Below are 12582 nucleotides of genomic sequence, written 5' to 3' on the forward strand. Positions count from 1 at the left end.
CAAGGAGACATGATGAGATTTTTGTTCCAGCGCGTTTGGCTGACGGGCGCCGGCCTGCTGCTGAGCGCGGGCCTGGCCTGTGCGCAGAGCCCGTCCTCCAGGCCCGTAAGCCTGATGGTTCCCTATCCGGCCGGCGGCCCTTCGGATGCCATTGCCCGCATCTTCAGCGTGCCGCTGTCCAAGGCACTGGGCCAGCAGATCATCGTGGAGAACCTGGGCGGCGTGAGCGGCGCCATGGCCGCGCAAAAGGTGCTGGTAGCGCCGCCCGACGGCCACTACGTCTTCCAGGGCTCGCCCAACGAGGTGATCCTGTCGCCGCTGGCCAATGCGGCCGTGCGTCTCAAGGCAGAGGATTTCCGACTGGTCCATCCCGTGGCCGAGGCTGTGATGGTGTTTGTCGCCCGCAAGGACCTGGAGGCCGGCAATGTGGATGAGCTGATCGCGCTGGCCCGCAAAAGCGCCAGCCGGCCGCTGTCGTACGGCAGCGTCGGGATTGGCTCGCTCTACCACCTGATTCTGGAGAAGGTGCAGCAGGACGCTGGCATACAACTCATGCATGCGCCCTACAAGGGCAACGCGCCGCTGCTGCAGGACATCGGCAGCGGGCAAGTCGATTTCGCTGTGCTCGTCTACAGCGCAGCCATGGGCGCGCTGGCCGAGCAGGGCCGGCTCAAGATCCTGGGCCAGCTGGGGGAGCAGCGATCGGAACTGCTCAAGAATGTGCCCACGGTGCGTGAGGGCCGGGAGCTGAAAAACTTCGCCTACAAGACCTGGACCAGCTTTCTGGTGCGCAAGGACACGCCGCAGGAGGTGGTGCAAAGGCTGCACCAGGCGATAGGCGCCATGCTCAAGGACCCGGGCGTGCGCGAGCAACTGGCCCTGCAGACGCAGCTGGCCGCGGCGCCCATGTCGCTGGCTGAGGCCGCGCAGTTCTATGAGGCCGAGACCGCCCGCTATCGCAGCATTGCCCGCTCCATTCGCCTGCAACCCCAGTGAGATGCCGCACATGAACACCCTTCTGGACACTTTGCGCGGCTCGGCCGCAGCCTTCGTCGATGTGCGCCGCGACATCCACAGGCACCCCGAGCTCGGCTTCGAGGAGCACCGCACCAGCGCCCTGGTCGCGCGGCAACTGGAGCAATGGGGATACGAGGTGGAGCGCGGCCTGGGCGGCACGGGCGTGGTGGGGCGGCTGGTGCGCGGCAGCGGCAGCCGGCGCCTGGGCCTGCGCGCCGACATGGACGCGCTGCCCATCGCCGAGGCCAATGAATTCGCCCATGCCAGCACGCATGCCGGTGTCATGCATGCCTGCGGCCATGACGGCCATACCGCCATGCTGCTGGCGGCGGCCCGGCATCTGGCCGAGCACGGCGGCTTCGACGGAACGCTCACGCTGATCTTTCAGCCTGCGGAGGAGGGCGGCGGCGGGGCCTTGCGCATGATGGAAGACGGGCTGTTCGAGCGCCACCCCTGCGACGCCATCTTTGCCATGCACAACATGCCGGGCATGCCCCAGGGGCGGTTGGCGCTGCGCGAGGGCGCAGCCATGGCGTCCTCCGACTACGCCACGCTCACTCTCACCGGCGTGGGAGGGCATGGTGCCATGCCGCACCGCACGGCCGATCCCATCGTGGCGGCCGCCAGCATCGTCATGGCCTTGCAGACCATCGTCTCGCGCAACATCGATCCGCTGCAGATGGCGGTGGTGACCGTGGGCGCCATCCACGCAGGCAAGGCCAACAACGTGATTGCCCACAGCGCTGCGCTGGAGTTGAGCGTGCGTGCGCTGGATGCCGATGTGCGCAGGCTGCTGGAGCAGCGCATTCGCGACCTGGTGAGTGCGCAGGCCGAGAGTTTCGGCGTGCAGGCCCAACTCGAGTGGCGACCCGGCTATGCCGTGCTGGTCAACACGCCCAAAGAGACGGACTTCGCGCGCCAGATCGCGCTGGAGCTGCTGGGCCCGGAACATGTCACGCTGCAGGCGCCGCCCTTGCCGGGCAGCGAAGACTTTGCCTTCATGCTGCAGCGCGTGCCAGGCAGCTATCTGCTGATTGGCAATGGCGAGGGAAGCGAGCAAGGCGCCTGCATGGTGCACAACCCGGGCTATGACTTCAACGACGACAACATCGCCGTGGGCGCCGCCTATTGGGTGCTGCTGGCGCAGCGGTTTCTGGTGGCCGGTTGAACGGGTTCGGCCCGGCGCATTTCACTCGCCGTGGTGGACTTCCATCCAGCCCACGCGTCCTTGACCGCTCTCGTTGAGGCGGCTCACAAAGCCTTCAGCCTGCGACTGCGGCAGGCGCAGATCGAACTGCACCAGGGAGCCGTGCTCGACCTGGAGCAGCTCGGCGCCTGCTGCATCGATCTCGCGGCGCACCAGGCCTTCCAGCGCATAGGGCACGGCGCAGCGCAGCGATTGCATGCGCTGCAGTGTCACTTTCTCGGCGGTCAGCAGGGCCTGGGCCACGGCATCGGTGTAGGCGCGCACCAGGCCACCTGCGCCCAGCTTGACACCGCCGAAGTAGCGCACCACGGTGGCCAGCACGCCTTCCAGGTCCTGGTGGCGCAGCACGTCCAGCATGGGGCGGCCTGCCGTGCCGCTGGGCTCGCCGTCATCGACGGCTGCCGACTGGCCGCCTGCCAGCAGCGCCCAGCAGACATGAGCGGCGCCGGGGTGCTCGCGCCATAGCGCATCAACCACCGCCTGGGCGCTGGCGCGGTCGGCCATGGGCTGCACGCAACCGATGAAGCGGCTTTTCTTGATGATGAGTTCGCTGTGCGCGGGCGCGCGGAGTGTCTGTGGCATGGAGGGCGGCAAGCTTACCCGATCGTCCCTGGTCCGGTGTTTGGCGCATGGATTCATTACGCCTTTATTACGAAGCGCTACACATTTGTGAGCATGCGTACCTTGTGTCATTTCAGCTTCAGAGGGTTGCATCCAGGTTTGTCCTACAGAAATCGTGAAAGATTCGCAGTAAGCTTTCTGTCAAGGAGGCGCAACCATGAACACCCCACCTTCCCGCGATCCCGTTCTCACCGAACACACCTTTGGCCGCGATCATTTCAGTCCCCCGCCTATGGCGCTGGAGCAGGCTGGTCAGGACCATGAAGCCGCCGGCGGCGGCATTCCTCTGGATCTGGACCAGCGCATCCGCAACGTCGGCGAATGGTGATGGCAGGTGCCGCCTGGCCAAGGGCCTGCAGCGGCATCAGTACTGTCAGGTCCTGCTGGACCGTGCAGCGGCCCGCCGACAGGCGGTGACCCTCAAGCGAACAGACCGCGAACCAGGCGCAGCAGGCTCTTGCCTCGCTGCGCTGGATTTATCATTTCCAATTTCCACGTACCCACCCAGGCCGGCTGCGCGAAGCGTCGGCCTTTTTGCATTCCTGCAGGAACCATGAGCACTGACACAGGCCGCAGCCATTGGCTGCTGGCGCCTGCCTCCGCCAGCGACGCCAGCCTGCCCGTGCCCCTGGGCGATGTGACGGCGCTGCTGGAGCAGGTGGGCCGCTCCAGCGCCAGCAGCGACGAGGTGGCCGGGCAGTTGCTGCATTTGCTGGGCCGGCACGTGCCGCTGGCGCAGTGCACCATCTTCTCGTTCCAGGGCCGATCACGTCCGCGCATCGTGGGTTTTGGCGACCGGGCACGCACGGGGGCGCTGCCCATGATTTCGCAGGACTACAGCGAGCGCTTCTATCCGCTCGACGGCGCACAGCGCGTGATGCAGGCCGAACTGGCGCGGCAGCAGCGCGACCCCCAGGCTCCCGCGCGCGTCTGGCTGCACCGCCAGCGCCCCTGCGATGTCAGCCATCCCGAGTACCGACATGTCTGCTATGGGTTGCCGCGCCTGGTGGAGCGGCTCTCGCTGCTGACCCTGCAGCCTGGCGCACGGTGGCTGGCGGTGAACCTGTACCGGGGCGAGGAGCACGGCTGCCTTGATGCGCAGTCCATCGCACGCATCGAAGCCTTTGCGCCCCTGGTCATGCAGGCCATGCGCCTGCACTATGCGGGCCAGGCGCTGCAGGACGATCTGGCGGGGCTGGTGCTGGCGCGCCTGGCCGGGCGCTTTGCCCATCTCACGCAGCGCGATCTGGACGTGGTGCGCTGCGTGATCGAGGGGCTTGATGCCGAGCGGCTGGCGCAGCGCCTGGGCATCACCGTGTCCAGCGCGCGAACCTATCTCAAGCGGGTCTGCGCCAAACTGGGCGTGCAGGGGCAGCGTGAGCTGTTTGCCTTGTTGATGGCGCCCGAGGCGCTGTCCTGAGCCCCGGAGGCGGGCGCCGCAGTCTGTCCCCATCTGGGGACATCGCCATGGCCGGTGCTGCCTACACTGCGCCCTGAACAAGACGCACGACGGAGACCCCCATGCACCAGCCCCATGCCCAGCCCAGGCAGTCCATCTACTACCGCTATCAGGTGCATCGGCCCTGGCTGCCATCGGAGCATCCGGGGGTGCAGCGGCACCCCGTCGTCATTGTCGGAACGGGGCCGGTAGGCCTGACCACGGCACTGGAGCTGGCGCGCCACGGGCAGCGATGCGTGCTGCTGGAGTCCGAGCTGCAGGTATCCGAAGGCAGCCGCGCCATCGTCTTCACGCGCCGCTCCATGGAGATCCTCCAGCAGGTGGGCGTGGCCGGGCGGGTCAGCGACAGCGGGCTGCCATGGCGCTTTGGCAACTCCTTCTACCGGGGCCAGCGCGTGTTTCGCATGGAAGCACCGCACAGCGAGGACGACCGCTTCTTCCCCATGATCAACCTGCAGCAGCAGTACCTGGAGGAGTACCTGGTCGATGCCGTGCTGGCCCATCCGCTGATCGAGTTGCGTTGGGGCAACCGCGTGGAGCGGGTGGAGCAGTTTGGCGAAGGCGCCGCTGCAAAAGCGCGGCTGCAGGTGGACACGCCCGAGGGGCCGTATGCGCTGGAAGCCGACTGGCTGGTCGCAGCCGATGGCGCACGCTCGGGCATACGCACGGCCATGGGCCTGGTCATGGAAGGGGCGTCATACGAAGGCCGCTTCGTGATTGCCGACATCCGCATCGACCTGCCGCTGCCCACCGAGCGCCTGGCCTTCTTCGATCCGGTGTGGAATCCCGGCAACACCATCCTCATGCACCGCGAGCCGCACGGCATCTGGCGCGTGGACTACCAGTTGCCAGCAGGCGAAGATCCGCAGCAGGCACTGCAGCCCGAATCGCTCAAGGCGCGCATCGACGCGCAACTGGAGATGATCGGCTTTGGCGGCACGCCCTGGGAGATGGACTGGAGCTCTGTCTACTCGGCACGCGCGCTGACCTTGCCGGACTACGTGCACGGCCGCGTGGTCTTCACGGGCGATGCGGCCCACCTGCTGCCCATCTTCGGGGTGCGCGGCGCCAACACCGGTTTCCAGGACGCCCAGGCCCTGGCCTGGCGCCTGGCCCTGGTGGCGCGCGGCGTGGCGCCGGCCCGGTTGCTGGACAGCTACAGCAGCGAGCGCGTGGGCGCGGCGCGCGAGATTGTCGAAGAGGCCGGCAAGAGCACGCGCTTCATGGCGCCGCCTTCGCGCGGCTTCCGGCTGCTGCGCGATGCGGTGCTGTCGCTGTCGCTCACCCAGGCCTTCGTGCGCCCGCTGTACCACTGGCGTACATCTCGCCCCCATGAGTACGCCCGCTCGCCCCTCAACAGCAGGGACGACGACAACCATTTGTTCAAGGGCGGTCCTGCCCATGGCGCGCCGCCGCAGAACGTGTGCCTGGCGCCGGACGACTATCTGCTGGACCACCTGGGCGGCGGATTCGACCTGCTGTATTTCACCGATGGCTCGGCCGTGCCGCCCGCGTTGAGCGAGGTTGCCCGCGTGGTGCGCGGCCGCGGCGTGGGCCTGCGCATCGTGGCCATCTCCAGCCAGGTGCAGCCGCAGCCAGTTCAGGGCGCTGACCTGACCCTTTCCGATAGTCAGGGCCGCTGCCGCGAACGCCATGGCGTGCCTGCCGATCCACCTTCTGGCGCTGCCTACCTGCTGCGGCCCGACCAGCATGTCTGCGCACGCTGGCTGGCGCTGGATGCGCGGCGCCTGCAATCCGCACTCGACAACGCCACCTGCACGCAAGGAGCCCAGGCATGAGCCAAGCACACACATCGCCCGACACGCTTGTATCGCCCGGCACCCTGGATATCGCCGGTCTGGAGGCCGTCTACGACCAACTGGCCACGGCCATTGACGCGGCAGGCCCGCAGCAGTCCGAGCTGTTTCTGGTCAAGCTGGCACTGCTGGCTGCCGAGCGGCTGGGCAGCGCCCAGCAGTTCTCCGAGCTGGTGCTGGCGGCGCAGCAGGATCTTCAGCCTAGGGTAAACAGCTAGCCCTGCCGGGTGGTTGCGTGGCCGGCGCTGGCTAACATCGGCCCGGAATCAAGGATGCCACGACCCCATGGATGTGCTGAGCGAAGTTCTCGATATTTGCCGGTCAGAGCGCGCCGTGACGGCGCGTTTTGCGCTGACCGCGCCGTGGAGCCTGAAGTCCACGGGCGTCACGGGCGCCATGATCCGCATGGCGCGCGGCGCGCCCTACTGGATACAGGTGGAGGGCATGCAGCCGCTGCGGGTCGAGCCGGGCGATCTGGTCATGCTGCCCATGGGGGCGGCACATGTGGTGGCCTCGGACCTGGGCATGGCCTGCGAGCTGTTCTCGCGGCTGATCTCCCGCCATGCCGAAGGCCCGCAGGACGAGAATCCGCTGGTCTTCAGCCATGGCGGCGGGGGCGAGGCGACCGACATGTTTTCGGCCCTGCTGTGGTTTTCAGCCTATTGCCGGCATTCGGTGTTCCGCATCCTGCCGCCGCTGATCCATATCCGCGCAAGCGATCTGCCGCTGGCCGATTGCCTGGCCGCCACCATGCAGTCGCTCACGCTGGAGACGCTGGCGCGGCGCCCGGGCTGGCGCCTGTCGGCCGCGCGCATGGGCGAGCTTTTGCTGGTCAACATCCTGCGCGAGCACCTGGCGCGCGAGGCCGCCGTGGGTGAAGGCTGGCTGCGGGGCCTGGGCGATGCCTGCATTGCCCGCGCCATCGTCTGCATGCACCGGGAGCCGCAGCGCAGCTGGAGCGTGGAGACGCTGGCGGCCGAGGCCGGCATGTCGCGCACCCGCTTCAGCATGCGTTTCAAGCAGCTGGTGGGCGCCACCCCCATCGGCTACCTGACGGCGCACCGCATGGCGCTGGCCGCACAGCAGATGGAGGCCGGCGGGCTGTCATCGGCCCGCATCGCAGAGAACGCGGGCTACGACTCTCCCAAGGTATTTGCGCGGGCGTTCCGCCGCTGGTCCGGGCACACGCCCAAGGCCTATCTGGCGCAGGAGGCCGCGAAGAGGTCGGGCTGGCAGCAGCAGGAAGGCCGTATCAGGGGGCTGGAGCAAGACCCTTAGCCAGCAGGGTTGAGTGCCGAAACGTACACTGGCCGGTTCCTTCCGCACAGGCTCCCAGAAGCCGAACCGCCCATCATGAACGCCCCCGTTGACGTTTCCTTTTTCCATCGCGCTGCCAAGCCGCTGACCAGCTACCGACCGTACTGGGCCAAGCGCTTCGGCACGGCCCCGTTCCTGCCGATGAGCCGGGCCGAGATGGACCAGCTTGGCTGGGACAGCTGCGACGTGATCCTGGTGACGGGCGATGCCTATGTGGATCACCCCAGCTTCGGCATGTCGGTGATCGGCCGGGTGCTGGAGGCGCAGGGCTTTCGCGTGGGCATCATCGCCCAGCCCGACTGGCAGAGCGCCGAGGCCTTCAAGGCCCTGGGCCGTCCCAACCTGTTCTGGGGCGTGACGGCGGGCAACATGGATTCGATGATCAACCGCTACACGGCCGATCGCAAGATCCGCTCCGACGATGCCTACACGCCGGGCGACGTGGGCGGCAAGCGCCCCGACCGCGCGGCCATTGTCTACAGCCAGCGGTGCCGTGAGGCATACAAGGACGTGCCCATCGTGCTCGGCGGCATCGAAGGCAGCCTGCGCCGCATCGCCCACTACGACTATTGGAGCGACAAGGTGCGCCGCTCCATCGTGGTGGACAGCAAGTGCGACATCCTGCTGTACGGCAACGCCGAACGCGCCCTGGTCGAGGTGGCCCACCGCCTGGCCGCTCGCGAGCCCGTGGAAAGCATTACCGATGTGCGCGGCACGGCCTTCTTCCGCCGCGAGTCGGAAGCGGGCTGGTTCGAGCTGGACTCGTCCGTGGTGGACGAGCCCGGCGTGGTCGAGCCCCACATCAACCCCTACATGACCACCAGCGAGCAGGCCGAGGCCCAGGGCCAGACCTGCTCCAAGGAAGAGGGTGATGCCGCCGCGAAGCCGGACGGTGCCTCGGTCGCCGCCGTTCAGACCATCCAGTTCGTGCCCAACCCGTCGCTGCGCGGCAAGGGCAAGCAGCCTCCGCGCGACAAGACCGTGCTGCGCCTGCCCAGCTACGAGCAGGTCAAGGCCGACCCCATCCTCTACGCCCACGCCAACCGCGTGCTGCACCTGGAAACCAACCCCGGCAATGCCCGCGCCCTGGTCCAGGCCCACGGCGAGGGCGTGACCGCGCGCGATGTGTGGCTGAACCCGCCCCCCATTCCGCTGACCACGGCCGAGATGGACTGGGTCTTCGGCCTGCACTATGCACGCAGCCCCCATCCCAGCTATGCCGACGCCAGCGGCAGCCATGAGGGCGAGACCAAGATCCCGGCCTGGGAGATGATCCGCACCTCGGTCAACATCATGCGCGGCTGCTTCGGCGGCTGCACCTTCTGCTCCATCACCGAGCATGAGGGCCGCATCATCCAGAGCCGTTCCGAGGAGTCCATCATCCAGGAGGTCGAGGACATCCGCGACAAGGTCAAGGGCTTCACCGGCACCATCTCCGACCTGGGCGGCCCCACGGCCAACATGTACCGCCTGGGCTGCAAGAGCCCCGAGATCGAGGCCGCCTGCCGCAAGCCCAGCTGCGTGTTTCCCGGCATCTGCCAGAACCTGCACACCGACCACGCCCCGCTGGTCAAGATCTACCGCCGCGCGCGCAATCTGCCGGGCATCAAGAAGATCCTGATCGGCTCGGGCCTGCGCTACGACCTGGCCGTGAAGTCGCCCGAGTACGTCAAGGAGCTGGTGCAGCACCATGTGGGCGGCTACCTGAAGATCGCGCCCGAGCACACCGAGTCCGGGCCGCTGACCAAGATGATGAAGCCCGGCATCGGCAGCTATGACCGCTTCAAGCAGATGTTCGAGCAGTTCAGCGAGGAAGCGGGCAAGAAGCAGTACCTGATTCCGTACTTCATCGCGGCCCACCCGGGCACCAGCGACGAGGACATGATGAACCTCGCCATCTGGCTGAAGAAGAACGGCTTTCGCGCCGACCAGGTGCAGACCTTCTATCCCAGCCCCATGGCCACGGCCACGGCCATGTACCACTCGGGCCGCAACACGCTGACCAAGGTGCGCCGCCAGATGCGCGACGTGAACGAGGAGTCGGTGGACATCGTGCGCGGTGAAAAGCGCCGGCGCCTGCACAAGGCGTTTCTGCGCTACCACGACCCGAACAACTGGCCGCTGCTGCGCGAGGCCTTGAAGGCCATGGGCCGTGCCGACCTCATCGGCAACGGCAAGCAGCACCTGATCCCCACCTTCCAGCCCCTGGTCGATGGCGGCTACCAGAGCGCGCGCCGCAAGAACAGCACGCAGGGCACGGGCGTGGCCGCACGTGCCGTGGTATCCCAGCAAGGCAAGGCCTACGCCCTCAACAAGGCCGGCGGCAAGAATGCCGGGCCGGGCAAGGTGCTGGCAGAGTCGCGCGAGCCTGCGGGCGATGTGCGTTTCCGTTCCAGCCAGCCCCAGCCTGGCCGCATGCTGACCCAGCACACGGGCCTGCCGCCGCGCCCCGGTGTGGGTGGTCCTTCCCGTTCTGCGGGCGCTGCCGGTTCGGGCCGCAAGGCGGCGCCGGGCGGTCGCAAGCCGCGCTGACGCGCCTTTGCCTCTAGCTGGCGGCCGGCGCCAGCGTGCCCTGCCATTCGCGGCGGGCGGCCTGGGCTCCGCTTTCAAAGTAATGCGTGTCCAGCGGCACGGGCCGTGCCAGGGCAAAGCCCTGCGCATAGTCCACGCCCACGGCCTGAAGGGCCTGGGCGATCTCGCGGGTTTCCACATACTCGGCCACGGTGCGCTTGCCCAGGATGTGGCCTATGCGGTTGATCATCTCCACCATGGCGTGGTTGCTGGGGTCCTGGAGCATGTCGCGCACAAAGCCGCCGTCGATCTTCAGATAGTCCACGGGCAGCTGCTTCAGATAGGTCAGCGAGGACATGCCCACGCCAAAGTCGTCCAGCGCAAAGCGGCAGCCCAGGGTGCGCAGGGCCTGTATCAGCCTGGTGGCACTGGACAGGCTGGCGATGGCGCTGGTCTCCGTGATCTCGAAGCACAGCAGCTGCGGCGCAATGCCATGCGTGCTCAGCTGTTTCTGCACGAAGTCCAGCAGCCCGTCGTCATCCAGGCTGGGGCCTGACAGGTTGATGGCGCAGGTGTCGATGTGGCGCAGTGCGGCCGGATGCTGGGCCAGCGTGGCCAGCGTTCTGGCGATCACCCAGCGGTCCACCGTGGGCATGATGCCGTAGCGCTCGGCCGCGGGAATGAAGGTGGCCGGCGAGATGATCTGGCCCTGCTCGTCGCGCAGCCGCAGCAGCACCTCGAAATGCAGGCCCCGCTGGCCGTCGGGCTGCAGTGGTGCAATGCTTTGGGCGTACAGGCAAAAGCGCTCCTGCTCCAGCGCCATGCGTATGCGTGTCACCCATTCCATCTCGCTGACGTGGCGGGTGTACTCGCCATCGTCGCTGCGGTAGACGTAGATGCGGTTGCGGCCGCGCTCCTTGGCGCGGTAGCAGGCCATGTCGGCCATGCGCAGCAGGTCCTGTGCCGACTGGACCTCGCCGCCGATGTGCACCAGGCCGATGCTCAGCCCCGTGCGCAGCACCTGCTTGCCCCAGTGCACGTGCAGGGCCTCGGTCGCCTGGCGCAGCTTCTCGGCAATGCGCAGGGCGGGCTCGGGCGGGCAGTTCTCCAGAAGAACGCCGAATTCATCTCCGCCCAGCCGCGCGAGGGTGTCGGTCTCGCGCAGGTTGTGCAGCAGCAGGCGGCTGACCTCGCACAGCATCTCATCGCCCGCCGGGTGGCCGCAGGTCTCGTTGATGAGCTTGAACTGGTCCAGGTCCATGTACAGCACGGCCGAGGGCCGCAGCCTGTGCTGGCCCTGGTTGAGCAGGCGCTGCAGCCGGCGCTCGAACTCGACGCGGTTCTCCAGCCCGGTCAGCCCGTCGTGGCTGGCATGCCAAGACAGCTGGTCCAGATACTGCTGCTCGCGCGAGACATCCCTGAGCACGATCACCGCACCGGCCGGGCGCTCCCCACCGCCGCTGATGGCCGACCCCATGAGCTTGACCGGCACGATGCTGCGGTCATGGCGCCGCAGCCAGCGCGTGTGCTCCTCGCGCAATTGCTGGCCTGACAGCAAATGGGCCAGCAGGCTTTCCGCGGTCTGGGTGGCGTCAATGCTGTTGAAATGCAGGCCCTTGGCCAGGTGCTGGCCCTTGATCTGCTGCTCGCTGCTGCCCAGCAGGCCCAGCGCGGCGGGGTTGGCATAGTCCACCACGCCCTGGGCGTCCGTGGTGATCACGGCGTCGCCCAGCGAGGCCAGCGTGGTCTGGGCCCTTTCCTTTTCCGTCAGCAGGTCGTTTTGCACCTGCTGGCGCTGCTGCAGCATGCGCCGCGTATGCCAGAGCGCCACCAGGATCAGCGCCACACCCAGCACCAGATGGATGCCCTGCAGCCACATCACCATCTGCCGTGAACTGCGGCCCAGCGAGGCGCTGAACTGCTGGGTGGCCGGTGTGACGCCGGCGTTGATCTGCTCGATCTCGCGCTTCCAGGTGATGGCGTCCTCGGCGCTGACGCTGCCCACGGCGTGGCGCTGCTCTATCTCCTGGGCCAGCCTGTCGAGCTGCTGCAGATACTGATCGCCTTGTTTCCAGTAGCGATAAGGCTCTTCCAGAAGCTCGACATGGCGGAAGGTCTGCATGAGCCAGATCAGCGCCTCGGCATCGTCAGGGTGGTTGCCTCCTAGAAGAATGCCGGCACGCGCATCCTTGACCCTGGCTGGCACATCGTCCAGTGCCATGCGCGCCTGCCAGTCGCCCGCGGGAATGGCCATGGCCTGCTCGAAGCGCGCCATGTCGCGCGCCGAGCCGCTGTCCACATAGCGGCTCAGGGCGTAGATGGCGTCCTTCTGTGCCTTGGACCACAGGCTTTCCCCGGCCACGAAGGCGCGCACCGCAGACACAAGGTAGAGGCTGCCGCTGGCCATGACCACCAGCACCACGACCACCAGCACCAGGGGCCAGATGCGCTGCACCAGCTGCAGTACCGGCACATGGGCTGGGGGCTGGCTTTGCATGGGCGGAGCAGGGGAGGGTTGGCCGTGTGGGCGGCTCAGGCGCTGGCGCTGGCGCTGGCGCCAATGCGCTGCAGAACTGGCGCCGTATGGCTGGGTGGCTGACGCGTCCCGGATATCCGGGCGGTTGATGGATGTT

General features: G+C 67.4%; 10 protein-coding genes. 8 read left to right on the forward strand and 2 right to left on the reverse strand.

All coding sequences use genetic code 11. The features are described from left to right. Positions 1 to 12 precede the first annotated feature (12 nt). Entirely contained in the window at positions 13 to 996 is a 984-nt protein-coding gene (locus tag ACUTR7_RS00890; protein ID WP_445607874.1) for a tripartite tricarboxylate transporter substrate binding protein, read from the forward strand. Positions 997 to 1006: 10 nt separating this feature from the next. Continuing rightward, positions 1007 to 2185 carry a M20 aminoacylase family protein gene (locus tag ACUTR7_RS00895; protein WP_445607875.1) on the forward strand — a complete coding sequence of 393 codons (1179 nt, stop codon included), beginning with the start codon at positions 1007 to 1009 and terminating at the stop codon, positions 2183 to 2185. A 21-nt stretch (positions 2186 to 2206) separates the two neighbouring features. On the opposite strand, the gene ACUTR7_RS00900 is transcribed toward ACUTR7_RS00895, so the two are convergent. Continuing rightward, positions 2207 to 2806 (reverse strand): IMPACT family protein, encoded by a 600-nt coding sequence (locus ACUTR7_RS00900; protein WP_319073749.1) that lies wholly within the window; start codon positions 2804 to 2806, stop codon positions 2207 to 2209. A gap of 196 nt (positions 2807 to 3002) precedes the next feature. Between ACUTR7_RS00900 and ACUTR7_RS00905 the strand changes: the two genes are divergently transcribed. The 6 genes from ACUTR7_RS00905 (at position 3003) to ACUTR7_RS00930 (ending at position 9970) form a co-directional block, all read left to right on the forward strand. After that, positions 3003 to 3173: a hypothetical protein gene (locus tag ACUTR7_RS00905; protein WP_012205835.1), complete on the forward strand. Its 171-nt coding sequence runs from the start codon at positions 3003 to 3005 to the stop codon at positions 3171 to 3173. A gap of 225 nt (positions 3174 to 3398) precedes the next feature. Further along, positions 3399 to 4265, forward strand: coding sequence for a helix-turn-helix transcriptional regulator (locus ACUTR7_RS00910; protein ID WP_013802202.1), 867 nt, complete (start codon positions 3399 to 3401; stop codon positions 4263 to 4265). Between the two features lie 101 nt (positions 4266 to 4366). Further along, positions 4367 to 6103 carry an FAD-dependent monooxygenase gene (locus ACUTR7_RS00915; RefSeq protein WP_445607876.1) on the forward strand — a complete coding sequence of 579 codons (1737 nt, stop codon included), beginning with the start codon at positions 4367 to 4369 and terminating at the stop codon, positions 6101 to 6103. Continuing rightward, positions 6100 to 6339 carry a DUF2783 domain-containing protein gene (locus ACUTR7_RS00920; protein WP_445607877.1) on the forward strand — a complete coding sequence of 80 codons (240 nt, stop codon included), beginning with the start codon at positions 6100 to 6102 and terminating at the stop codon, positions 6337 to 6339. The genes ACUTR7_RS00915 and ACUTR7_RS00920 overlap by 4 nt, the downstream gene beginning before the upstream one ends. Positions 6340 to 6406: 67 nt before the next feature. Continuing rightward, on the forward strand, positions 6407 to 7399 hold the full coding sequence (locus ACUTR7_RS00925) for an AraC family transcriptional regulator (RefSeq protein WP_043822934.1): 993 nt from the start codon (positions 6407 to 6409) through the stop codon (positions 7397 to 7399). Positions 7400 to 7474: 75 nt separating this feature from the next. Next, on the forward strand, positions 7475 to 9970 hold the full coding sequence (locus ACUTR7_RS00930) for a YgiQ family radical SAM protein (RefSeq protein WP_445607878.1): 2496 nt from the start codon (positions 7475 to 7477) through the stop codon (positions 9968 to 9970). A 13-nt stretch (positions 9971 to 9983) separates the two neighbouring features. On the opposite strand, the gene ACUTR7_RS00935 is transcribed toward ACUTR7_RS00930, so the two are convergent. Further along, positions 9984 to 12446 (reverse strand): EAL domain-containing protein, encoded by a 2463-nt coding sequence (locus tag ACUTR7_RS00935; protein WP_096916441.1) that lies wholly within the window; start codon positions 12444 to 12446, stop codon positions 9984 to 9986. Positions 12447 to 12582: the final 136 nt, after the last annotated feature.

It is taken from the genome of Delftia sp. NA_296.1, assembly GCF_052692095.1.